The following is a 23,014-nucleotide window of genomic DNA, read 5'->3' as shown; positions in this document are numbered from 1 at the left end:
ACGGGGTGTTTCCGCAGGTGGGAGGCGTCCGAACGGTTGTCGTACAGACGTTCGGGAATTGGTCTATGGTGGGGGTGAGCGAGTAGGGAACTGATGTTCGATTAGTGGGAGGTGCGGATGTCGGGGTTCACACATCTGCACACCGTCTCCGGGTTCTCCCTGCGCTACGGCGCCTCGCACCCGGAGCGGCTGGCCGAGCGCGCCTCGGAGCGGGGGATGGACGCCCTCGCCCTCACCGACCGCGACACCCTCGCCGGCACGGTCCGCTTCGCCAAGGCCTGCGCGAAGGCGGGTGTGCGCCCGCTGTTCGGGGTGGACCTGTCGGTGGCGCCCCCCGAGCGGCCGCAGGGCGACGCGTCCGTACGACGGGACAGGCGCCGTACCCCCGTGCGCGGCGGCGCCTTCATCGACGAGTCGGCACCCCGTGTCACCTTCCTCGCCCGCGACGGCGCCCGGGGTTGGGGCGACCTGTGCAGGATCGTCACGGCCGCGCACGAGGGCGAGGGCGCCCCGTCGCTGCCCTGGGCCGGGAATCACGGCTCCGGCCTGACCGTCCTGCTCGGTCCCGCCTCCGACGTCGGCCGCGCGCTCGCCGCGGGCCGACCGGACCGCGCGGCGAAGCTCCTCGCCCCCTGGCGGGAGGTGTACGGCGACGCCCTGCGGCTGGAGGCCGTCTGGCACGGGCGCACCGGTACCGGGCCCGGTTCCCTGCGGCTGGCCGCCCGCACCGTCGGCTTCGCCGCCGAACAGCGGATCCGGCCCGTCCTCAGCAACGCCGTCCGGTACGCCGATCCCGGTCAGGGCCCGGTCGCGGACGTCCTGGACGCCGCCCGTCGGCTGGTCCCCGTCGACCCGGCGAAGGGACTGGACTCGGGGGAGGCCTGGCTCAAGGACGCGGGCGCGATGCTGGGCGCGGCCGAACGGATCGTCGAGGCCGCGGGCTATCGGCGCGACACCGCGTACCACCTGCTGGAACAGACGCGGGCGACGGCCGCCGAGTGCCTGGTCGACCCCGAGGACGACCTCGGCATGGGCGCCGTCCACTTCCCCGAGCCGCACCTCGTCGGCGCGGGCCGCCGCACCGCCCAGCGCACGCTGGCCTCCCGGGCGGCGGCCGGGATGGTGCTGCGCGGGCACTCCGGGAAGCGCGCCTACTGGGAGCGGATGCACCGGGAGCTGGACATCATCGCCCACCACGGCTTCGCCTCGTACTTCCTGACGGTCGCTCAGGTCGTGGACGACGTGCGGGGGATGGGCATCCGGGTCGCGGCCCGCGGCTCCGGCGCGGGCTCGCTGGTGAACCACCTGCTCGGCATCGCGAACGCCGACCCCGTCGAGCACGGGCTGCTGATGGAGCGCTTCCTGTCCAAGGAGCGGGTCGTGCTGCCCGACATCGACATCGACGTGGAGTCCGCGCGCCGGCTGGAGGTCTACCGGGCGATCATCGGCCGGTTCGGCACCAAGCGGGTCGCGACGGTCGCGATGCCGGAGACCTACCGGGTCCGCCACGCCATCCGGGACGTCGGCGCGGCCCTGTCCATGGACCCGGCCGACATCGACCGCATCGCCAAGTCCTTCCCGCACATCCGGGCGCGCGACGCCCGGGCGGCGCTGGAGGAACTGCCCGAACTCAGGTCGCTGGCGGAGGAGAAGGAGAGGTACGGGCGGCTCTGGGAGCTGGTCGAGTCCCTCGACGCCCTCCCGCGCGGAGTCGCCATGCATCCGTGCGGGGTGCTCCTCTCCGACGCCTCCCTGCTCTCCCGTACGCCGGTCATGCCGACCAGCGGCGAGGGGTTCCCCATGGCCCAGTTCGACAAGGACGACGTCGAGGACCTCGGGCTGCTCAAGCTGGACGTGCTGGGCGTGCGGATGCAGTCGGCGATGGCGCACGCGGTGGGCGAGGTGGCGCGGGCGACGGGGGAGCGGATCGACCTGGACACGCTGAAGGGCGGCGATCCGGCGACCTACCGGCTCATCCGGTCCACCGAGACGCTGGGGTGCTTCCAGATCGAGTCGCCGGGGCAGCGGGACCTGGTGGGGCGGCTCCAGCCTGCCACCTTCCACGATCTCGTCGTCGACATCTCCCTCTTCCGGCCCGGGCCGGTCGCCGCCGACATGGTGCGGCCGTTCATCGAGGCGCGGCACGGGCGGGCGCCGGTCCGGTATCCGCATCCGGATCTGGCGGAGCCGCTGCGGGACACCTACGGGGTCGTCGTCTTCCACGAGCAGATCATCGACATCGTCGCCATCATGACCGGCTGCGGGCGCGGTGAGGCGGACCGGGTCCGGCGCGGGCTGTCGGACCCCGAGTCGCAGGGGCGGATCAAGGTGTGGTTCGCGCAGCACGCGGCGGCCGGCGGATATGACGCAGAAACGATTCAGCGGACCTGGGAGATCATCGAGGCGTTCGGCTCGTACGGCTTCTGCAAGGCGCACGCGGTCGCCTTCGCCGTGCCGACCTACCAGTCGGCGTGGCTGAAGGCGCACCACCCGGCCGCCTTCTACGCCGGGTTGCTCACCCACGACCCCGGGATGTACCCGAAGCGGCTGCTGCTGGCGGACGCGCGGCGGCGGGGGGTGCCGGTACTGCCGTTGGACGTGAACAGGTCGGCGGTCGCCCACCGTATCGAACTGGTGTCTGATTCAGGGTCTGGCCCATCCGGTTCAGGGGCTGATTCACCAGGCACAGGGTCTGGCCCGTCCGGTTCAGGGTCGGATTCACCCGGTACAGGGGCTGGTCCATCCGGTTCAGGAGTCTGGGGACTGCGGCTCGCCCTCTCCGACGTGCACGGCATCACCGAGGCCGAGGCGGCACGCATCGCGGACGGGCAGCCGTACGCCTCGCTGCTGGACTTCTGGGAACGGGCGCGGCCGAGCCGTCCGCTCGCCGCGCGGCTCGCGCAGGTCGGCGCGCTGGACGCGTTCGGCGCCAACCGGCGTGATCTGCAACTGCACCTGACCGAACTGCACCGGGGCGCCCGGGGCGCGGGCGGTGGCCAACTCCCCCTGGCGGGCGGCCGGAAGACCGACCCGGCCGGACTGCCGGACCTGTCCTCCGCCGAGAAGCTCAGTGCCGAACTGGGCGTGCTGTCCATGGACGCCTCGCGCCATCTGATGGACGACCACCGGAGCTTCCTCGACGAACTGGGCGTGGTGTCGGCGCGCCGGCTGCGCGAGACCCGGCACGGCGAGACGGTCCTCGTGGCGGGCGCCAAGGCGGCCACCCAGACCCCGCCGATCCGGTCCGGCAAGCGGGTCATCTTCACCACCCTGGACGACGGCGCCGGCCTGGTCGACCTCGCCTTCTTCGACGACTCCCACGACGCCTGCGCGCACACCGTCTTCCACTCCTGGCTGCTGCTGGTGCGCGGGGTGGTGCAGCGGCGCGGCCCGCGCAGCCTCAGCGTGGTGGGCGCCGCCGCCTGGAACCTCGCCGAACTGCTGGAGGTGCGCCGGGACGAGGGGCTGGAAGGGGTCGCGGCCCGGCTGGCCGACCCCGGTGGCGCCCCCGGCGGGGACACCCCCGACAAGGACACCCCCGACGCGGGCTCCCCCGCCGCGGGCGCCGACGGCCCGGCGCGTAGCCGGCTCGCCGGTTCGGACGGGCTGCCCGCGCCGGCGGGCTCGGCCGCCCAGGACGCGGGCGAACAGCGTCGCATCCGCATGTCCACGGGGTACGAGATGCACCCCTGGGCCGATCTGCGCCCCGCGGGCGAAGGGCCCGCGGTGGGAAGGAAGTTGTGGCACCAGAGTCCGGGGAGTGCGGGATGACCATCCTCTGCGTACGTTTCCAGCTGCCTTCGACGGACGAGACCGCCCTGCCGGCGCTGCTCGGGTTGCTGGAGGAGTTCACGCCGGTCGTCGAGGCGTTGCCGCCGGACGGGGCGCTGGCCGATCTGCGCGGCGCCGAACGGTACTTCGGGCGCAGCGCGGTCGAGCTGGCGTCGGTGATCAGGGTGCGCGCGCTCGCGCTGCACGGGGTCGACTGCGTGATCGGCGCGGGGCCCGGCCCGATGTCGGCCCGCATGGCGCTGCGGGGCGCCCGGCCCGGGGTGACGTGCGCGGTCCCCGAGGGCGGGGTGCGGGAGTTCCTCGCCGAGAAGCCGGTCGTCGCGCTGCCCGGTGTCGGCAAGGCGACCGCCCGCACCCTGTGCGAGTACGGCCTCGACACCCTCGGCCGGGTCGCCGCCGCACCCCTGTCCACGCTCCAGCGCCTGGTCGGCGCGAAGGCGGGCCGGGAACTGCACGAGAAGGCGAACGGCGTCGACCGCGGCCGGGTCGTGCCGAACGCCGTGTCCCGATCACTGGCCACCGAACGCCCCTTCGGGCGCGACGAGTTGGACCCCGACCGGCATCGCCGCGCGCTCCTCTCGGCCGCCGGGGAACTGGGCGCCCGGCTGCGTGCCGTGGAGAAGGTCTGCCGCACCCTGACCCTCACCGTGCGCTACGCCGACCTCTCCTCCACCACCCGCAGCCGCACCCTCGGGGAGCCGACCGCGCGCTCGGCGGCTCTGACGAGAACGGCGTACGGCCTGTACGAGGCGCTCGGCCTCCAGCGCGCCAGGGTCCGCGCGATCGTCCTGCGCGCCGAGGCTCTCGGCCCGGCGGACCAGGCCTCCCACCAGCTCACCTTCGATCCCGTGGACGAGAAGGTCCGCCGGATCGAGGAGGTGGCCGACCGGGTGCGGGCGAAGTTCGGGCCGGGCGCGCTGAAGCCCGGGACGCTGGCGGCGTGACGGAACGGCGGCCGGGGCGAGGTCAGTTGGCCCACGGGGGAGTGATCCGGGTCCCGTCGGCCAGCTCCGCCTCCAGGCCGATGGACGTGGTGACCCAGGAGAGCGCGGTGTGATCGGTCGGGTTCTCGACGGCCAGGGTCGCCCCCGGATTGACGATCACGGTGTCTCCGGCGCTGATCCGCTCGGCGCTGCCGTCGAGCGTCAGGATCAGCTCGCCGACGAGCAGATGGAAGATCTCCTCCCGGTTGACGGTGTGCGCGGGAGCCTTCGTCCCGGGGGGAATCTCGCCCCTCCAGGCGCACAGCTCCTTGCTGCCGGTGAGGGGAGTGGCGTACGAGACGAAGCGGGCGCCGTGGATCTCGTGGGTGACGGCGTCGGACGAACGGATGACGGGCATGGGTGTCTCCTGTCGGTTTCGGCTTCTGAGGCACGACGCTGCTGGACGCACGCGCGAAGATGGTCAAGCAGCTTGACCATCTGCCCCTATGGTCAAGCTGCTTGACCAATCTGTCAAGAATGTTTCAATGCGGAGGTGCAGAACTCCGAAGCCCTTGCCCTGAGCGCCGCCCTGCTCGCCGCCGCCGGTGACCTCACCCAGCGCATCAACGACGGCGTGGTCGCCCGCGGGTTCGAGGTGCGGCCCGCCCACGGTTTCGCCTTCACCCGGCTCGCCCCGGGCGGCGCCACGGTCACCGAGCTGGGCGTCCACCTCGGGGTCACCAAGCAGGCGGCGAGCCAGCTCGTCGAGGAGCTCGTGCGGAAGGGGTATGTCGAACGCCGGCCGCACCCCGAGGACGCGCGGGCCCGGTTGATCGTGCTCACCGAGCGCGGCTGGGAGTGCATCAGGGCGGCGGAGGAGGCGGCCGCCGAGGCGGTGCGGGCGTGGGTCGCCGTGCTCGGCGAGGGTGAAGTGCGCGTTCTGCGCGACCAGTTGTCGCGTATCGCACCCCATGGCCCCATTCGGCCCGCTTGGTGACGGCATATCAGTGATCCCGGGCGACCGCGGCTATCACTGGAAGTTTTTACTGACGCGTAACTTCACAGTTCAGCTACTCGCCCGTAACTTGACGAGTGAACAGCATCCTCGTGATCCGGGTCACAGGGCGTAAGGCCTCGCATCCTCCCTTGAGCCGCAAGGAGATCACCCGATGCTGCCCTGGAAACGCGCGCTCAGACCACTCGCCGCTCTGCTGCTGGCCGCCGCGGCCGCCACCGTCCCCGCCGCCGCGGCCCACGCCGACTCCGCCGCCACCGCCTCGGCGAGTGGCTGGAACGACTACCACTGCAAGCCCTCCGCCGCCCACCCCCGCCCCGTCGTCCTCGTGCACGGCACCTTCGGCAACTCGGTCGACAACTGGCTGGCCCTCGCCCCCTACCTCACGGTCCGCGGATACTGCGTCTTCTCCGTCGACTACGGCCAACTCCCGGGCGTCCCGCTCTTCAACGGCCTCGGCCCCATCGACACGTCGGCCGCGCAGCTCTCCACCTTCGTCGACAAGGTGCTCGCCGCGACCGGCGCCGCCGAGGCCGACCTCGTCGGACACTCGCAGGGCGGCCTGATGCCCCGCTACTACCTGAAGTTCCTCGGCGGAGCCGCCAAGGTCAACGCGCTCGTCGGCATCGCCCCCGACAACCACGGCACCACACTGAGCGGACTCGCCAACCTGCTGCCCTACTTCCCGGGCGCCGAGGACCTGCTGTCGGCAGCCACCCCCGGCCTCGCCGACCAGGTCGCCGGATCGGCCTTCCTCACCAAGCTCAACGCGGGCGGCGACACCGTCGCCGGCGTCCGTTACACCGTCATCGCCACCAAGTACGACGAAGTGGTCACGCCGTGGCGCACCCAGTACCTCAGCGGATCCGACGTGCACAACGTCCTGCTCCAGGACCTGTGCCCGGTGGACCTCTCCGAGCACCTGGCGATCGGTCTGTTCGACCGGATCGCCTTCCACGAGGTGGCCAACGCGCTCGATCCGGCCCGTGCCACCGCCACCACCTGCGCGTCCGTCTTCAGCTGACACGCTGACGCGCAGGTGTTCCGCCGGGGCCTGTCCGACCTGAGCCGCCGGTCAGGCCCCGGAGTACTGAAGGGGACGGCGGCTCAGCGGCCGTGGCGTCCGCGGCTCACCGCCCGCCTGTGCACCGAGCCGAACAGCAGCGCCGCGCCCAGCGCGAGGACGGCCGCGCCGCCGACCGCGAGATACGGGGCGCTGCCGTCGCCGCCGGTCTCCGCGAGGTTCTCGCCCGTACCCGATCCGGCACCCGCCGCCCTCGGCTCGTTGGCCGAGGCGGGCGACCCGGCCGTGGCGGACGCCCCGCTCGTCGGGTCGCTCGTCGGGTCGGTGGTCGGGTCCGTCGTCGTGGTGGCGTCGTCGTCCCCGTGACCGTGGTGCTCGATCGTCGACTTGTCGGCGCCGTCCTCGATCTGCTCCTCGGAGGGCGCGGAGGCGGAGGGCGCGGTACCGGCCCCCGCTCCCGCGCCCGTTCCGGATCCTGTGCCCGTTCCGGCTCCTGTGCCCGTTCCCGTGCCGGTTCCCCCGAACGTCACGTCCGAGCAGGAGTAGAAGGCCTCCGGGCTGTCCGAGCGCTGCCAGATCGCATACAACAGCTGCTTGCCGGAACGCTCGGGCAGGGTTCCGGAGAAGGTGTAGAAGCCGCCCGTCGCGACCGGGTCGGTGGCCGTCGCGACCGGGTGCTCGAGGTCGAGGTCGGACCAGGCCAGCGGCCCGGCGGGGTCGTAACCGGCCTGGGTGAGGTAGACCTTGAAGGTGCCCTTGTGCGGGGCGGTCACCCGGTACTTGAAGGTGTACGGGCCGCTGCTGACGCTCGTCGCCGGCCAGTCGGCGCGGGCCAGGTCCAGGCCCTTGAACTCGTCGTTGTTCGCGCTGCACAGCCTGCCGTCCGGGATCAGCTCCTGGTGGCGGCCGTTCGCGTCGCCGACGCGGATCCCGTTCCAGTCGTACAGCGCCTGGGTCCCGCCCGCCGCGACCGCGGCCCTGCACGCGTCCGACCTGGGGCTCTCCGGGCCTTCCGCGTAGCACTGGGCGACCCGGCTGACCGGATCGCCCATCGACCCGTGCGCGGCGGCGGGCGCGGCGGCCAGCACGGTCAGGGCCGGCGGGATCAGCCCGACGGAGGCGGCGAAGGCGACGGCGGCGGCCTTGCGGCGTGCGGGCATGGGGGAACTCCTCGGAACCGGAACAGGCGGTGGCGTGATGTGCGCCGGAACCAAGAAACCGCGAAATCGCCTGCTCGGGACGGTCCGTGGCGATCTTTAGGGTCGCCTTAAGGCAGCGCTGAGACGGGGATCAGGTAGGTAACGTCCAGGGCATGACGAGCGAGGAGATCCGGCCCGCCACGGCGGCCGACGTACCAGCCGTGAAGGCCGTGACGGACGCGGCGTACACGCACTACATCGAACGCATCGGGCGGGTTCCGCAGCCCATGGAGGCGGACCACGCGGCGAACGTGGCCGCGGGCAAGGTGTTCGTGACCGGCGACCCGCTCGCCGACGGGGTGGCCGGCCTCGTGGTGGTCGAGGCGTTCACCGACCACCTGTTCCTCGACAGTATCGCCGTCCGTCCCGACGCCCACGGAAGGGGCGTCGGGCGGCGGCTGCTGCACTTCGTCGAGGCACACGCGCGTGCGCTGGGCCTGCCCGAAGTCAGGCTCTACACGAACGCGATGATGTGGGAGAACCAGGAGATCTATCCGAAGTACGGCTACGTGGTCGTGGAGCGCCGTGTGGACGGACCGTACGACCGCGTTCACTACCGCAAGCGGCTCGACTGAACGCGGCGTCGCTCAGCCGTCCGGCCACCACGTGCGTGCGATGTCCTTGCGCACCTCGGGGCGCCCGGCCGGCCGTTCGTCGACCTCGTCACGGATCCGGCGGGAGTCCGTCTTCTTCAGGGGCTTCTGCACGGTCGTACGGCGCATGGCTGCCTCCTTCAGGTGCTACCGGGTTCCGCGTTCGCACGGAGGTAGACCCTTTGGGGGAGAGTTCCTCATCGGCACCCCTTCTGTCAGTGGCGACTGTCACGATTCGATTGTCAGTGGTGGGTGTCACTCTTGGGCACATGAGGAAAAAGAGTGACGAACCGACCGCGCCGAGTATCGACTGGGACCTGGCGGCGGCCGCCTTCGACGAGGAGCCGGACCACGGCCTGCGCGATCCCGAAGTGCGCGCCGCCTGGGCCCGGCGGCTGCGCGCCTGGCTGCCGGAGCGCGGCTGTGACCTCCTCGATCTCGGCTGCGGAACCGGCAGTCTGTCGCTCCTCGCGGCTGAGCAGGGACACCGGGTGACGGGGGTCGACCTGTCCCCGGCCATGATCGACCTGGCCCGCGCCAAACTCGCCGGGCGTGACGCGGTGTTCCTCCTCGGTGACGCGGCGGCGCCGCCGGTCGGTGAGCAGCGCTTCGACACCCTGCTCGTACGGCACGTGCTGTGGACCCTGCCCGACCCGGCCCGGGTCCTGCGGCACTGGCGCGGCCTGGTGCGCCCCGGAGGGCGGCTCGTGCTGGTGGAGGGCGTGTGGGGGACCGTCGCCCCGGTCGGCATGGCGGCGGACCGGCTCACCGCCCTGCTGGCCCCGCTGACCGAGCAGGCGCGCGTCGAGCGGCTGTCGCAGGACGCGGGGCTGTGGGGCGGGGCCGTGACGGACGAGCGGTACGCGGTGGTGGCGACGGTGTGAGGAGGCAGCTGCCAGGGACGGCTGTGAGGCGGCGGCTGTGAGAAGGCGGCTGTGAGGCGGCGGCCCGACGGCCCCTCACGCCAGCAGCGACTCCAGGCCGCCCTCGACGGTGGCGAGCGCCTCCAGTTCGTCGAGGGCGGTCACCGCGGCGGCCGCGGCCGCCGGGTCCCGCTCCGCCAGCCCGCTCTCCTCGAACTCGTCCTCGTCCAGTCGCCGTACGTCCGTCCCGTCGGCGGAGCGCCACAGGTCCAGGTCGAGGTCCTCTACGACCAGTTCGCCGCCGGACAGCGTGGCCGGGCGGGTGATGTCGCAGTACCAGCCCTTCAGGGCGCCCGTCGCGTCGCGCACCTCCTTCACCGCGTACCAGCGGTCCCGCCAGTAGTACTCGGTGAAGACGTCACCCGCCTCGAAGCGGACGAAGCCGAAGTCGCGTACGGCGTCACCGGCCCAGGGGGCGCGCACGGTGATCCGAGTGCCGTCGTCGGACAGCAGCCCCGCCTCGTAACGGATCTTCGTCCGGCCGCCCTTGACCAGGACGACGTCCACCGAACCCGCCGGCTCAGCCGAGTTCACGGACATACCGCACCTCCGTCGCGCAGATCTCGTACCCGAACCACTTGTTGATCGCGAGCATCGGCCCGTTGTCCGCGTCGTTGCCCGTGCGGGCCTCCGTGTACCCCGCCGCACGGGCCCGGTGCAGCGAATCGTTCTTGACGAGCTTGGCCAGCCCCCGGCCGCGGTGGCCGCGCGCGGTGCCGGTCATGCCGGTGGTGTACCGGCCGCCGTCGTGGGTGTGGGCCACGGTGAAGGCGACGGGGCGGCCGTCGGCCACGGCGACCGAGGACAGCTCCCGGTCCAGATGGGGATGCTTCCAGTACTCGTCGACCCAGGCCGGGTAGTCCGTGAACTCGGTGGCGATGTCACCGGGTTCGTCCGAACCCGCCTCCGCGTCCAGGGCGAACAGCGGGCGCGGGTCGTCGGCGAAGTCGGCGGCCGTGCGCAGCTCGACGCCCGGCGGGGGGTCCTGGAGCGGGGGCAGCGCGGCGCGGGCCAGGTCCAGGCGGAGGAAGTGCGCGGAGCGGCTCGACCGGTAGCCGTGCCGTTCGGCGAACGCGCGGTCGGCCGGCTCGTCCAGGACCCAGGCGAACAGCTTCGTCGCCCCGTGGGCCGCCAGATGCTCCTCGGCGGTGCGGACCAGCAGGGCGCCCGCGCCGCGCCCGGTGCGCGCGGGGTCCACGTACACGTTGAGGGACCCCTGGCCGGGCTCCGGGCTGTCCTGGGCGAGGCCCACCTGGGCCGTGCCGATGATCTCGCCGTCCTCCACGGCGACCAGCTTGCGGGCATGGGCGTCGGGGCGGGACAGCGAGAGGCCGTGCAGCACGGAGGCCGGGCTGAAGAACACATGGGGCAGAGCGAGGTGCCGGACCCGGATGAAGCCCTCGATGTCGGCGGGCGCCCCGGGGCGCAGGTCGCGCACGATGACGGTCATGTGAGCGCACGCTACGGTCGGGCGGCGCCCGGGTGCCTCCCATTTTCGGCTCCGCCCGCGCGCCCGTTCCCCGGCGGGGTGCGGGACAATCGGCCCGTGACCTTGAAGATCCACATCGATGAGAGCGCCGCGCCCTACGAGCAGGTGCGGGCGCAGATCGCCGAGCAGGCGCGGTCGGGGGCGCTGCCGGTCGGCTACCGGCTGCCGACGGTGCGGGGACTGGCCGAGTCGCTCGGCCTCGCCGCGAACACCGTCGCCAAGGCGTACCGGGCGCTGGAGGGGGACGGGGTGATCGAGACCCGGGGGCGCAACGGCACGTTCGTCGCCGCGGCCGGACCGGCGGCGGAGCGGGAGGCGGCGGGCGCCGCGCAGGCCTACGCCGAGCGGGTGCTGCGGCTGGGACTCACCGAGGACCAGGCGTCGGCCGCCGTGCGGGACGCCCTGCGGGCGGCCTACGAGCGGTGACCGGCGGCGAGCGGTGATCTCGGTGTGCGGTGTGCGGTGTGCGGTGTGTGAGACGTGCGGTGTGCGGAATGGGGCGTGTGCGGGTGTGCGGTGCTCAGTGGTGGGCGGGGAGCGCGCCCGGCGTACGGGTCGCCCTCAGCCCCGCCCGCTGTGCCGTCCGCCCGAACAACGCCGCGTTCTCCACCGCCGCTCCGCCGGGGTCGTTGTTGAAGTAGGCGTAGACGTCTGCTCCGGCCGCCCAGGTCGTCGCGATGCGGTCCAGCCAGGTCTCCAGGGCACGGCGGCCGTAGTGCGGCCAGGGGTGGGCGCGGCCCTGGTGGAAGCGGACGTACCCCCAGTCGGCGGTGCGCCACAGCGGGGTGACCGGGCGGGAGCGGACGTCCGCCCAGCACAGGGCCGCGCCCCGGGCCTCGAGGACGGCGCGCACATCGGACGTCCACCATGACTCGTGCCGTGGCTCCACCGCGACGCGCGTACCCGGCGGGAAGCAGGACAGACACGCGTCCAGGAGCCCGGCGTCGGCCCGCAGGGTCGGCGGTAGCTGGAGCAGCACCGGACCGAGGCGGTCGCCGAGACCGGCCGCGTGGGTCATCAGGCGCCGAACCGGCTCCTCGGGGTCCTTCAGCCGCTTGATGTGGGTCAGATAGCGGCTCGCCTTCACCGCGACCACGAAATCCGGCGGGACGCGCTCGGCCCAGGACGCGAACGTCTCCCGCGAGGGCAGCCGGTAGAAGGCGTTGTTGATCTCGACGGTGGCGAAGTGCCCGGTGTACTCCTCCAGCCACCGCCGCACGGGCACGCCGGCCGGGTACAGGACGCCCTTCCAGTCCTTGTACTGCCAGCCGGACGTACCGACGTACAGCGTCATACCCCCATCAGAACACCTACAGGTACAGTCCGGCGTCCGCCCGCCCCCGCGGTTCCGGCAGCGAGGTCGGGGAGGTGCCCCGGCGCAGGGCGTACAGCTCGGCCAGGGTCGCGCCCTCGTGGCCGACACCCTCCTCCGTACCCAGCCAGTCGACGGCCTCCCGGCGGGTCAGCCGGCCGACCTCGATACGGGCCAGACAGCGGCCGGGGCGGACGACGGCGGGGTGCAGACGCTCCAGGTCCTCGTTGGTCGTCACCCCGACCAGGACGTTGCGGCCCTGGCCGAGGAGCCCGTCGGTGAGGTTCAGCAGCCGGGACAGGGCCTGGCCCGCCGTGTGCTTGGCCTCGCCGCGGATCAGTTCGTCGCAGTCCTCCAGGAGCAGCAGCCGCCAGCGGCCCTTGCCGGTGCCGTCGTCCTCGCCGATCGCGATGTCCATCAGATAGCCGACGTCGGAGAAGAGCCGCTCGGGGTCCAGGACGCAGTCGACCTGGCACCACTCCCGCCAGGAGCGGGCCAGCGTGCGCAGCGCCGAGGTCTTGCCGGTGCCGGGCGGGCCGTGCAGCAGGAGCAGCCGGCCGGCGATGTCCTGCGGGGTCGTCCCCATCAGCTGGTCCAGCGCCTCGGCGACAGGCGCCGTGTAGTTGGGACGCACCTCGTCCCAGGTGCCCGCGGAGATCTGCCGGGTGGTGCGGTGCGGGCCACGCCGCGGTGAGACGTACCAGAAGCCCATGGTCACGTTCTCGGGCTGCGGCTCGGGTTCGTCCGCCGCGCCGTCGGTGGCCTGGTCGAGCACCTGGGCGGCCAGTTCGGCGGTGGTCGCGGTGACCGTGACGTCGGCCCCGCGGTTCCAGCGGGAGACCAGCAGCGTCCAGCCGTCGCCCTCGGCCAGGGTGGCGCTGCGGTCCTCGTCGCGGGCGACGCGCAGTACGCGGGCGTGTGGTGGCAGCAGGGTCGCGCCGGAGCGCACGCGGTCGATGTTCACCGCGTGCGAGTACGGCTGTTCACCCGTCGCGAAGCGGCCGAGGAACAGCGCGTCGACGACATCGGACGGGGAGTCGGAGTCGTCGACGTTGAGCCGGATCGGCAGTGCGTCGTGCGGGGGTGCGGACATGCCGCCATGATCCGGCACCGGGGCGTCCCCCGCACCCGGTTTCCGCGGTCCGCGAGGTACGCCCGGTGTGTCGGGTGTGCCGGATGGATCAGACCGCTCCCGTTCCGCGCGCGTGGCCCCGACGGGCTCGGCCGGGGCCACCCCTCAGACCGGTCGTCGGAGTCGGCGGGTCCGCCGCACCACGGCGTACCCCTTGGTGAGCGCGCGGTCCCTGGCGAACGTCCGGCCGATCGCCCGACCCTCGACGAGCCGTTCGAACTCCTCGGCGTCCGTGGTACGCCGGACCGTCACCCGCCGCAGGGCGTACGGCCCCTGGGCGCGCCGGGCGAGGGAGTTGCCCACGGCGAGCGCCTGGGCGAACCCGTGCCCGCGCACCGCCGTACGCACCCGGCGGCTGGAGTAGCCGTACGGGTAGGCGAACGACACGGGCGGGGAGCCCAGTTCGGCGGCGACGACGTCCCGGCAGCGGGTCAGCTCGGCGCGCAGCCGGGCGTCGTCGATCCGGTCGAGCTGCGGGTGGGTGTGGCTGTGGCCGCCGATCTCCACGCCGCTGTCCGCCAGTGCGCGCACCTGCCGCCAGTCCAGCATGGTGTCCAGGCCGCCCCCGGTGTCGTAGGCGCCCCGGACCCAGCCGGTGGTGACGAACAGGGTGGCCGGGAAGCCGTGCTTCGCCAGCGCCGGGAGGGCGTGCCGGTGCACGCCCTCGTAGCCGTCGTCGAAGGTGATCAGGACCGGGCGGTCCGGCAGCGGCCGGCCGGACCGCCAACGGGCTGCCAGGTCGGCGGTGGTGAGCGGGGTGAGGCCCCGGTCCGCGAGCACCGCCAGCTGCCCGGCGAACGCCTCGGGCGTGACCGAGAGGGTGCGGGTGGCGTCGTTCGGGTCGGCACTCACCGCGTGGTACATGAGGATCGGCACGCGCGTCTCTGTCATACGGCCCGCTCCACCTGGTCGACGGAGATCGGCACCACGGCGAACGTCGTCCCCGCCCGGCGCGCCCGCGCGCTGCCGACCAGGTACCCGCCGGCCGCCGTCAGCACCCCGGTGACGATCGCGGCCGCCCGCCGGGCCCCGCCGGGCCGGGCCAGCAGTTGGTCGCGCAGTCCGCGGACCACGCCGGCCGGCAACACCCGGGTGGCGTACCGGCGTTCGGACTCCAGGCCCTTGTCGACGCCGACGCTGCGCGCGACCAGGGCCTTGGACAGGCCCTCGGCGTAGGTGCGGGTGCGGAAGTACCCGAAACGCTCGCGCGCCTCGGGCACCTTGTGGTGGATCACCGCGCGGTCGTCCATCAGCAGGATGGCGTCGGGTCTCGCGCGGCTGAGCCGGATGCACAGGTCCGTCTCCTCGCCGCCCATCGGGCGTTTGCTGCCGTCGCGTCCGATACCGGTGGCGAAGCCGCCCACGAAGTCGAACGCGGTGCGCCGGAAGGAGGCGTTCCCGCCGAGAATGTTGCGCACCCTGACCCGGCCGGGCGGCAGGCCCCGGTAGGAGCAGCCCACCACCCAGTCGAACTCCTCGGGGAACCAGTCGGGCCGCCGGCCGGAGGACCAGACGGGCACCGCCCGGCCGCCCACGGCCAGGACCCGGGGATCGGAGTACGGGTCGGCGAACCGGCGCAGCCAGTCCCGTTCGGCGACGGCGTCGTCGTCGAGGAAGGCGACGACCTCGCCCCGCGAGCCGGCGATGCCGGTGTTGCGGCCGGCCGACAGACCGCGCGGGCCCGCGTTGGGCAGCACCCGCACCTCGTCGGTCTCCTTGTACTCGCTCCTCAGCCGCTCCAGGAGCGTCGGGTTGTGGTCGACGACGAGCAGGGTCTCCAGGGCCGGGTGGGTCTGCGCCCGCACCGAGGCGACCGCCGCGAGGACGTCCTCCCAGCGGTCCTCGGTGTACGCGCAGATCACGACGGAGACGTCGATGGTGCTCAAGACACCTCTCCCCGTGCCGAGTCGAGCATCGGCGAGCGGCGGGTCACCCGGCGCAGCGCGCGCCGGTTGGACCGCTCCTGGAGGATCACCCGCAGCACGCGCAGGCCGTCGCGGACGGCGCGCAGATTGCTGACGCCGTGGATGCGCAGGTACTCGTGGCTGGGGATCTCCTGCACCTTCAGGCCGGCCTTGACGACCCGGATGTTCATCAGGGTCTCGACCTCGAAGCCGGTGCAGTCCAGCTCGATCTTGTCCAGGCAGTGCCGCCAGAACGCGTTGTAGCCGTAGCACAGGTCGGTGTAGCGGGCGCCGAACTTGCGGTTGACGATGGCGCACAGGACCGCGTTGCCGAGCCGGCGGATGAAGGTCATGTCGTCGGTGCCGCCGCCGTTGGCGAAGCGGGAGCCCTTGGCGAAGTCCGCGCCGGAGACGAGGGCGCAGACGTACGACACGATCTCGTTGCCGTCGGCCGAGCCGTCCGCGTCGACCATCACGATGATGTCGCCGCTGCACGCCTCGAAGCCGGTGATCAGGGCGTCGCCCTTGCCCCGGCCCTGCTGTCCGACGACCTTGACGCCGGGCCACAGCTCACGCGCGACCCGCACCGTGTCGTCGGTGGAGTTGCCGTCGACCAGGACCACCTCGTGGATCCAGTCCGGCAGGGTCTTGAACACGTACGGAAGGTTCTCGGCCTCGTTCATCGCGGGGATGACCACGCTCACCGGTGGCGCGATGGCCAGGTGGGAGGAGATGGGCCGGTACTTGCCGACGGTCGACGGGCTTTCGAGATCCTGGCCCGATGTCGCCGGTTGCAGAACGGAACTCATGAGTCTGGTCCCTCTCGTCCGGTGGGCCGCCCGCCCCTGGGCGGCCCGGAATCCACGTCCGGTTCGAAAGGGGGGTTTCTCACCCATGGCGGAGTGATCTCCGCGCAGACACGGGTGAGCTGGCAATACTTACCGGCCACCGTCGAAGGACGGCAGCCGACCGCGCGGCACGGCCCGGTCACCAGTGCGGTCACCGAGCTCGGCACCCCCCTACCGCGCTCCCGCCCCGATACCGCCGCGGTCCCTGAGCCCTCCCCTGGAGCCGTTGCCGACGGTCCGATGCGAGTGAGATGTATGACGGTATTGATGATTACGCCCGGATGGCAACCCCTTGGCGGCTCGCTCACCTTTTTGTTCGTTTGACCGTTACAGAATGATGCGTCCCCTCGAAAGCAATTGGCACAAGAACGGTCACAGGAACGGACAGAAGTGTTCCCCGCAGGCCACGGAGCCTGCGGGGAACGGTGGTTCGGATCAGTACCGCGCCGGTCAGGGGACGATCTTGAGGAGCTTGTTCGGTGAGCCGGTGCCCGGGCCGGTGACCACGTTCGAGGTCGCGCCGTTCACCAGCGCCGTGGCCACCTGGGCCGGGGTGGCCGAGGTGTGGCCCGCCAGGTAGACCGCGGCCGCGCCCGCGACGTGCGGGGTCGCCATCGACGTGCCGGAGATGGTGTTCGTGGCGGTGTCGCTGGTGTACCAGCCGGCGGTGATGGAGGAGCCGGGGGCGAAGATGTCCAGCCGTTCCGTTCGCGGCTGAGGTAAAGCCTCGGCCGTCTACGTTCGTAGAACAAGGGAGTTGAGGAGCTGTCAACAACCTTGACACGGGCACGCAATGTCCCGCGCGCAAAGGGGTCGCGAACAATCCCGCTCGGCGCCGAAAGTCTTGGCATGGACACTTCCGGTCAACACGCGTAGTTGGTACGACAGTTAAGGCAGAGATCCTGCTAAAGGAGGTTCCATGAGACGTTCCCGACTTGTCGTATTCGTGAGCTCACTCCTCCTCGCCCTCGGCACCGCCCTCACCGGGGCGGCCTCGGCGCAGGGTGCCCAACTCGCGGCCACAGGTGGCTATGTGGCGCTGGGGGACTCCTACTCCTCCGGTGTCGGCGCGGGCAGCTACATCAGCTCCAGCGGCAACTGCAAGCGCAGCACCAAGGCGTATCCGTACCTCTGGAACGCCGCCCACGCCCCCTCGTCGTTCACTTTCGCGGCCTGCTCGGGCGCCCGAACGGATGAAGTTCTGGCGAGTCAGCTCGGCGGCCTCAACTCCTCGACCGGCCTGGTCTCCGTCACCGCCGGCGGCAACGACGCGGGCTTCGCCGACGTCATGACGACCTGCGTCACCGGCTCCGACAGCACGTGCCTGTCCCGCATCGACACGGCCAGGGCCTACGTCGACTCGACGCTCCCCGGCAAACTCGACACCGTCTACTCCGCCATCCGCGCCAAGGCGCCCAACGCCCGCGTCATCGTCATCGGCTACCCCCGCTTCTACAAGCTCGGCACGGTCTGCCTGGGCCTGTCCGAGACCAAGCGCTCCGCCATCAACGACGCGGCCGACTACCTCGACGCCGCGACCGCCCGGCGCGCCGCCGCCCACGGCTTCGTCTTCGGCGACGTCCGCACCCCGTTCGCCGGCCACGAGATCTGCTCCGGCAGCTCCTGGCTGCACAGCCTCAACTGGCTGAACATCGGTGAGTCGTACCACCCGACCGCGTCCGGCCAGTCGGGTGGCTACCTGCCGGTCCTGAACAGCGCCGCCTGATCCGTCACTCCGAGGCAGAAGGTGAGGGGGAGGCCCCGTCCGTCGGGGTCTCCGTCTCGCAGGTGACCGAGAACGGCACCGAGTTGGACGTCGTCTTCACCGGCTCCCGGATCTCGACGGAGATCGAGTTCCGGTACGTCCCGCTCTCGGCGTACGTCGACACGATCACCTTGTCCTGCTGGGACTTCCCGCCGCCGGAAGGGAAGTCGAGCGTCTTCCAGGTCTGGCCGGAGAGCTCGCCGTCCTTCGACACCCAGCGGTAGGACACCGTGGCGGGCAGCCGCCCCACCGTGATGGTCGCGGTGAAGGCGGGCGCGTCGCCGTCCGGCGGCGGACAGCTGCCCGAGTAGTCCGTGTGCGCACCGGCGACGGTGACCGAGACGGTCTGCGCCGGCGCCTCGGAGCTCGCGCTCTCGCTCGGACTCGGACTCGGGCTCGGCGAATCGCTGCCCTCCTCGCTCGTCTGCGGCTGCGTCGGCGGCGAACTCAGGATCTCCGTCGCGCTGTCGGTGACCCCGCCGCCCGTGTCGCCACCACCGTCGTCGTGGTTCAGCAGCCCGTACGTCAGCCCGGCGACCGCCAGCGCCAGCACCACCACGCCGGCGACGAGGACCGCACCGGCGCGCCGGCTCCGGTCCGGACCCCGCGAGCCGGTCGTCGTCGCCGGGGCGGCCGACCAGGACTGGGGCGGGGTCGGGGCAGGCGGCTCCTGGCGGAACGGCTCCGCCGGGGTCGAGGCCGTCGGCGGATACGGCGCGAACGGCGCCGGTGGCGTCGAACGGATCGTGTCGCGGCGGGGGGCGCCGCCCGCGGCGACGAGCCGCAGGTCCTGCTCGGCCCGGTCGGCCGGCAGCCGCTCGGCCGGGTCCTTGCGCAGCAGCCCCTCGATCACGGGCGCGAGCGGACCGGCCCGGCGCGGCGGCGGCAGCTCCTCGTCCACGATCGCGCGCAGGGTGCTCAACGGAGTGTCGTGACGGAACGGGGAGTTGCCCTCCACCGCCGCGTACAGCAGCACGCCCAGCGACCACAGGTCCGACTCGGGCCCCGGCGTGCGCCCCAGCGCCCGCTCCGGCGCGAGGAACTCGGGGGAGCCGATGACCTCGCCGGTCATCGTCAGCGCGGAGGTGCCCTCGACGGTCGCGATACCGAAGTCGGTGAGCACCACCCGGCCGTCGTTCGACATCAGCACGTTCGCCGGCTTCACGTCCCGGTGCAGCACTCCGGCCTCGTGCGCGGCCCGCAGCGCGGACAGCACCTCGGCGCCGATGTGCGCGGCCCGCGCCGGTTCGAGCGGCCCCTCGGCGTCCAGCAGTTCGGCGAGGGAGATCCCGCGCACGATCTCCATGACGATCCACGGCCGCCCGTCCTGCGTGGCCACGTCGTACACCGTGACGACGTTCCGGTTCGCGACCCGGGCCGCGGCCCACGCCTCGCGCTCCAGCCGCGCGTACATCCGCTCGACGTCCGAGGCAGCCAGTCCGTGCGGTGCACGCACCTCCTTGACGGCGACCTCGCGGTGCAGCACCTCGTCACGGGCCCGCCACACCGTGCCCATGCCGCCCTCGCCCAGCGGGGTCAGCAGTCGGTAGCGTCCCGCGATCAGACGTTCACTGCCCGGTTCTTCGGACACCGCGCCCCCATTTCGCTCTTCGTATCCGGGCGAAAACCTCCGCAACCCCACAAACGTAGCTCAGCCGAGTACGGATGCGGCCCCCTTGAACACCAGTCCTGCGCCGAGGGCGACGACGAGGAACGCGGACCACAGGGGCAGGTTGCGGCGGACCAGCGTCACGATCGGATGGGCCGTCCAGCGCGGCTGCCGGTCCAGCAGACGGGTCGCCCCCGCGCCCAGCCTGACCACGGCGAACCCGGCGGCGGTCAGGGTCAGGGCGAGCCCGACGCCGTACGCGACGACGAGCAGCAGCCCGAACCAGGCGTGTCCCAGCGCCGCGGCGCCGACCAGGACGACCACGGCGGACGGACTGGGGACCATGCCGCCGGCGAAGCCGAGGAGGAGCGTGCCGCGGAGGGTGGGGGCGACGGCGTGGGTGTGGGTGTGGCCGCCGTGGGAGTGCGTGTGGGTGTGGCCGTGGTCGTGACCGTGCTCGTGGGGGCGGTCGTGGCCGTGGTCGTGAGGGTGCCCGTGGTCGTGCCCGTGGTCATGCCCCTGGTCGTGCTCGCGGTCGTGTCCGGCGTCCTGATGGGCATGGGTGTGCGGGGTGGGGGCGCCGACGAGGGCGAGTTGACGGTCGGGGGTCTTCGCGGGCTCGTGGCTGTGGGGGGGTCCGCCGTCGGGCTGGGGATGCGGATGTGGGTGCGGGTGGGTGTGTCCGTGGGGGCTGTCGGGGCCCCGGCCGCGCCAGGCCCGTCGGGCGAGGCTCGCGCCCGCGAAGAGCACCAGCGCGCCGCTCGCCAGGCCCAGCCAGGCGATCACCGAAGGCGCCGCGGCCGAACCGGCGGTGACGAGGAGGCCGAGGGCGACGACGCCCAGGGTGTGGGTGATGGTGACGGAGGCGGCCAGGGGAAGGACGTCCTTCATCCGGGCCTTGCCGCCCCGCGCGGCAGCCGTCGCCGCCATGATGGTCTTGCCGTGGCCGGGGGCGACCGCGTGCAGCGCGCCGAGGACGATGGCGATCACCAGGGCCAGCGCGGCGAAGCCGACGGTGAGGTCCTGTCGGGCGACCAGGTCGTCCAGGGCCCGCGTCCAGCGGTCGGCGCCCCGGGGCAGCACGGACGCCGCCGGCGCGTCCCGGTCCGCCTCGACGAGTGCCGCGCCACCGGGCCGCACCCGCACGGAGGCGATCGAGGTGTCGGCGGGCGAGGAGAGCAATTCCTTGGGATAGCTGGTGAGTTCCGACGAGACCGACTTCTTCGGCACGTCGGAGTCGGTGAGCGTCATCCGGTCGCCGCGCGCGGTGATCTCACGCCAGCCGGGCCCGGAGGTGGCGCCCTCGCTGTGGAAGGCGAGGGAGACGGTGTCCTCGCCGGACACGGCGGGCAGCGGAGCCGTCAGCCCGCACTCCACCCGCAGGGTGTCGAGCCCCGCCTGACCGGGCCGTACGACCGCCTTGGCGGCACCGGCCGTGAGGGTGACGGCCCGGCCGTCCACGGTCAGCCTGCTGCCGGTCGCCGCCGTCGCGCAGCGCTGCCGGGCCCACTCCGTCATACCCAGCCGTTCGATGTCCGGCTTGGCCTGGGTCGCCGGGATCTCGGCGAGGTCCTCGACGTGGTCGACGCGGAGCTGTCCGGGGGCGGCGACGAGACCGTCGTAGCGGTTGACGGTGAAGTTGCCGAGGGGGTGCGCGCTCGCGTTGGCGGAAGGGACCAGCGCGAGCGCGCAGCCGGCCGTGAACACGGCCGCGCAGGAGGCCAGCAGACGACGGGAAATCACTTGCTCGCCTCCAGCGTCTTGAGTGCCGTACGGGCCTCGCGGGCGCCCAGCGCCGAGAAGCCGGGGTTCAGCTTCAGGGCGGCGGCGAGGTGGGTACGGGCGTCGGCGGGGTGTCCTGTGGCCTTCTCGATCACCCCGCGGTGGTAGAGGAAGGACGCGTTGCGGTAGCCGGTGGCCGTGGCCTGCCGGGCGTAGGGGAGGGCCTCGGCGTCCTTGCCGTTGACGTGCAGGGCCCAGGCGAGGGCGTCCGCCGTGTGCACGGTGTGCCGACGGGACCAGTCGTCCCGGGCCGCGCGCAGGGCCGTCGCCCGGTCACCGTGGTCGGCCGCGGCGAGCGCGGTGTCGAGGTCGGCGTTGACGCCGTTGGCGCGGGCGATGGCCGTCCACGCGTCGACCAGGAGGTACTGGTTCTCGGCCTTCGCCGCGTCGCCCTCGCCGCCCCTGGCCTCGTACAGCTCGCCGAGCTCCACCAGCGGTCCGGGGAGCGGATAGCGGGCGACGATCAGCTCCAACCCCTTGATCGCCGCCGCCTTTTGTCCGCTCGCGGCCTGGGCGCGGGCGCGGCCCTCCAGCGCGGGGAGGTAGTTCTCGTCGGCGGCGAGGGCGCGGGCGTAGTGGGTGAGCGCGGTGGTGTAGTCGCCCTGGTTCCAGGCGAGTTGACCGAGCTGGGCGGCGACGTAGGCGATGTCGCCGGGTGAGGTCGACGCGGCGAGCGCCCGCTCCAGGACCTGACGGGCCGTGGTGACGTCGCCGCGCAGTTCGTGGACGTACGCGTAGCGGGTGAACACCGGTACGCCCGGCTGCCGTTCGTCGGCCGTCTTCGCGGCCTCCTCGGCGTCGTCGTAACGGCCGAGCTCGACGAGGGCGTCGATACGGGAGCACAGGGCGCGCTCGCTGTAGGGGTTCTGCTTCAGCGCCCGGTCGGCCAAGGCCAGGGCGTTCGCGAAGTCGTGCCGGGCGGCGGCGAGGGCGGCCCGGCCGGCGAGCGCCTGGTCGTTGTCGGAGCGCAGCGAGAGGGAGCGCTTCAGGGCCTGCTCGGCCTGCGGGTAGCGCGACGGGTCACCCTTGGTGCGGGCCTGCTCGACATAGGCGAGACCGAGGGTGGCCCAGCCGCCGAAGTCCCTGGGCTGCGCCCGGAGATGGGCCTGGAGCGCGGTGATGCTCGAGTCGAGGTCGCCACTGGCGAGCAGTCCGGGGGAGACCGCCGCGGCGGTCGACACGGGCACGTTCTGTCCGTCCCGCGCCGCGCCGAGCGCGATCGCCCCGGCGGTGAGCGCCACGGCCAGCATGGCGGCGCAGGCGGTGAGTTGGGCGGCCCGCCACCGACGCCCGGCGGCACCCGCACGACGCACCGCGGCGACCCGCTCGTCGCCGTCGCCGTCGCCGTTGCCAGCGCCACCGACTTCGGCCTCGGCATCCGCGGCTGCACCTGCCTCGGCGCCGGTGTCGCTGTCGGCGTTCGCGTCGGTCTCGGTCTCGGTCTCGGGGGCGGCCGCGGGCTCCGCCGCGGCCGTGGTGTCCGTGCCGGAGGCTTCCTGGGGTTCCGGCACGGTGTCCGGCACCGGCTGCCCGGGTTCCGCGACCGGCCCACCGGACTTCGGTTCACCGGAGTCCGGTACCGGTCGGGTGGGCTCCGGCTCGCCGTCGATCGTCCGCGGGGACATGCCCTCTCCTAGGTCGCCTGGGGTCGTTCAGCCTGCTCGCGTGGGGGTGGCGCGGCCCGCGCCGTGGGGGATGAATACG

At 72.7% G+C, this 23,014-nt stretch carries 21 protein-coding genes and 1 pseudogene; 8 read left to right on the top strand and 14 right to left on the bottom strand.

What is annotated here, in order from left to right; genetic code table 11:
- The first annotated feature begins 117 nt into the window (after positions 1-117).
- Together ACIRPU_RS16085 and ACIRPU_RS16080 are read left to right on the top strand one after the other, a co-directional pair.
- Positions 118-3,771 (top strand): DNA polymerase III subunit alpha, encoded by a 3,654-nt coding sequence (locus tag ACIRPU_RS16085; protein WP_403867087.1) that lies wholly within the window; start codon positions 118-120, stop codon positions 3,769-3,771.
- A complete protein-coding gene (locus tag ACIRPU_RS16080; RefSeq protein WP_403867084.1) occupies positions 3,768-4,736 on the top strand; it encodes a DNA polymerase thumb domain-containing protein in 969 nt (322 codons plus the stop codon). Before ACIRPU_RS16085 ends, ACIRPU_RS16080 begins: the two co-directional genes overlap by 4 nt.
- A gap of 22 nt (positions 4,737-4,758) precedes the next feature.
- On the opposite strand, the gene ACIRPU_RS16075 is transcribed toward ACIRPU_RS16080, so the two are convergent.
- Positions 4,759-5,133 (bottom strand): cupin domain-containing protein, encoded by a 375-nt coding sequence (locus ACIRPU_RS16075; RefSeq protein ID WP_384114452.1) that lies wholly within the window; start codon positions 5,131-5,133, stop codon positions 4,759-4,761.
- Positions 5,134-5,268: 135 nt separating this feature from the next.
- Between ACIRPU_RS16075 and ACIRPU_RS16070 the strand changes: the two genes are divergently transcribed.
- Complete coding sequence (locus tag ACIRPU_RS16070) at positions 5,269-5,712, top strand: MarR family winged helix-turn-helix transcriptional regulator (protein ID WP_403867081.1); 444 nt, start codon at positions 5,269-5,271, stop codon at positions 5,710-5,712.
- Between the two features lie 172 nt (positions 5,713-5,884).
- Entirely contained in the window at positions 5,885-6,754 is an 870-nt protein-coding gene (locus ACIRPU_RS16065; protein ID WP_403867079.1) for an esterase/lipase family protein, read from the top strand.
- Between the two features lie 83 nt (positions 6,755-6,837).
- Here the strand turns inward: ACIRPU_RS16065 and ACIRPU_RS16060 are convergent, their stop codons facing one another.
- Positions 6,838-7,914 (bottom strand): lytic polysaccharide monooxygenase, encoded by a 1,077-nt coding sequence (locus ACIRPU_RS16060; RefSeq protein WP_403867076.1) that lies wholly within the window; start codon positions 7,912-7,914, stop codon positions 6,838-6,840.
- Between the two features lie 152 nt (positions 7,915-8,066).
- Here ACIRPU_RS16060 and ACIRPU_RS16055 point away from each other — a divergent pair, with 152 nt between their 5' ends.
- On the top strand, positions 8,067-8,528 hold the full coding sequence (locus tag ACIRPU_RS16055; RefSeq protein WP_403867073.1) for a GNAT family N-acetyltransferase: 462 nt from the start codon (positions 8,067-8,069) through the stop codon (positions 8,526-8,528).
- 12 nt (positions 8,529-8,540) lie between these two features.
- Here ACIRPU_RS16055 and ACIRPU_RS16050 read toward each other — a convergent pair whose 3' ends face one another.
- Positions 8,541-8,675 carry a hypothetical protein gene (locus ACIRPU_RS16050; RefSeq protein ID WP_020128204.1) on the bottom strand — a complete coding sequence of 45 codons (135 nt, stop codon included), beginning with the start codon at positions 8,673-8,675 and terminating at the stop codon, positions 8,541-8,543.
- Positions 8,676-8,815: 140 nt separating this feature from the next.
- Here ACIRPU_RS16050 and ACIRPU_RS16045 point away from each other — a divergent pair, with 140 nt between their 5' ends.
- Positions 8,816-9,430, top strand: a complete 615-nt coding sequence (locus ACIRPU_RS16045; protein ID WP_403867070.1) for a class I SAM-dependent methyltransferase — start codon at positions 8,816-8,818, stop codon at positions 9,428-9,430.
- 75 nt (positions 9,431-9,505) lie between these two features.
- On the opposite strand, the gene ACIRPU_RS16040 is transcribed toward ACIRPU_RS16045, so the two are convergent.
- Positions 9,506-10,009 (bottom strand): DUF402 domain-containing protein, encoded by a 504-nt coding sequence (locus ACIRPU_RS16040; protein ID WP_403867067.1) that lies wholly within the window; start codon positions 10,007-10,009, stop codon positions 9,506-9,508.
- Positions 9,990-10,919 (bottom strand): GNAT family N-acetyltransferase, encoded by a 930-nt coding sequence (locus ACIRPU_RS16035; protein WP_403867064.1) that lies wholly within the window; start codon positions 10,917-10,919, stop codon positions 9,990-9,992. The genes ACIRPU_RS16040 and ACIRPU_RS16035 overlap by 20 nt, the downstream gene beginning before the upstream one ends.
- A 96-nt stretch (positions 10,920-11,015) precedes the next feature.
- Between ACIRPU_RS16035 and ACIRPU_RS16030 the strand changes: the two genes are divergently transcribed.
- Entirely contained in the window at positions 11,016-11,384 is a 369-nt protein-coding gene (locus tag ACIRPU_RS16030) for a GntR family transcriptional regulator (protein WP_384114468.1), read from the top strand.
- A 94-nt stretch (positions 11,385-11,478) separates the two neighbouring features.
- Here ACIRPU_RS16030 and ACIRPU_RS16025 read toward each other — a convergent pair whose 3' ends face one another.
- The 6 genes and pseudogenes from ACIRPU_RS16025 to ACIRPU_RS16000 all read right to left on the bottom strand — a co-directional run.
- Positions 11,479-12,252, bottom strand: a complete 774-nt coding sequence (locus tag ACIRPU_RS16025) for a DUF72 domain-containing protein (RefSeq protein ID WP_403867061.1) — start codon at positions 12,250-12,252, stop codon at positions 11,479-11,481.
- A 16-nt stretch (positions 12,253-12,268) separates the two neighbouring features.
- Entirely contained in the window at positions 12,269-13,363 is a 1,095-nt protein-coding gene (locus ACIRPU_RS16020; RefSeq protein ID WP_403867058.1) for a DUF5925 domain-containing protein, read from the bottom strand.
- A gap of 144 nt (positions 13,364-13,507) precedes the next feature.
- Positions 13,508-14,293: a polysaccharide deacetylase family protein gene (locus ACIRPU_RS16015; RefSeq protein ID WP_403867055.1), complete on the bottom strand. Its 786-nt coding sequence runs from the start codon at positions 14,291-14,293 to the stop codon at positions 13,508-13,510.
- The gene (locus ACIRPU_RS16010; RefSeq protein ID WP_403867053.1) at positions 14,290-15,288 is read right to left on the bottom strand and encodes a glycosyltransferase family 2 protein; all 999 of its coding nucleotides are present in this window, start codon (positions 15,286-15,288) and stop codon (positions 14,290-14,292) included. Before ACIRPU_RS16010 ends, ACIRPU_RS16015 begins: the two co-directional genes overlap by 4 nt.
- A complete protein-coding gene (locus ACIRPU_RS16005) occupies positions 15,285-16,115 on the bottom strand; it encodes a glycosyltransferase family 2 protein (protein ID WP_403867050.1) in 831 nt (276 codons plus the stop codon). Before ACIRPU_RS16005 ends, ACIRPU_RS16010 begins: the two co-directional genes overlap by 4 nt.
- A gap of 489 nt (positions 16,116-16,604) precedes the next feature.
- Positions 16,605-16,853: pseudogene (locus ACIRPU_RS16000) on the bottom strand (S8 family serine peptidase); the annotation flags it as partial.
- Positions 16,854-17,073: 220 nt separating this feature from the next.
- On the opposite strand from ACIRPU_RS16000, the gene ACIRPU_RS15995 reads away from it, so the two are divergent.
- A complete protein-coding gene (locus ACIRPU_RS15995; RefSeq protein WP_403867047.1) occupies positions 17,074-17,880 on the top strand; it encodes an SGNH/GDSL hydrolase family protein in 807 nt (268 codons plus the stop codon).
- A gap of 4 nt (positions 17,881-17,884) precedes the next feature.
- On the opposite strand, the gene ACIRPU_RS15990 is transcribed toward ACIRPU_RS15995, so the two are convergent.
- Genes ACIRPU_RS15990 through ACIRPU_RS15980 form a run of 3 tightly spaced genes read right to left on the bottom strand, consistent with a single transcriptional unit; the run spans position 17,885 to position 22,935 of the window.
- The gene (locus ACIRPU_RS15990) at positions 17,885-19,510 is read right to left on the bottom strand and encodes a serine/threonine-protein kinase (RefSeq protein WP_403867044.1); all 1,626 of its coding nucleotides are present in this window, start codon (positions 19,508-19,510) and stop codon (positions 17,885-17,887) included.
- 60 nt (positions 19,511-19,570) lie between these two features.
- Entirely contained in the window at positions 19,571-21,271 is a 1,701-nt protein-coding gene (locus tag ACIRPU_RS15985; protein WP_403867041.1) for a nickel transporter, read from the bottom strand.
- Positions 21,268-22,935: a tetratricopeptide repeat protein gene (locus tag ACIRPU_RS15980; RefSeq protein WP_403867038.1), complete on the bottom strand. Its 1,668-nt coding sequence runs from the start codon at positions 22,933-22,935 to the stop codon at positions 21,268-21,270. Before ACIRPU_RS15980 ends, ACIRPU_RS15985 begins: the two co-directional genes overlap by 4 nt.
- Positions 22,936-23,014 lie beyond the last annotated feature (79 nt).

The sequence above is a fragment of the Streptomyces sp. NPDC102259 genome, assembly GCF_044766465.1.
Taxonomy (GTDB): Bacteria; Actinomycetota; Actinomycetes; order Streptomycetales; family Streptomycetaceae; genus Streptomyces.
This window is presented reverse-complemented; position numbering and strand designations above follow the sequence as displayed.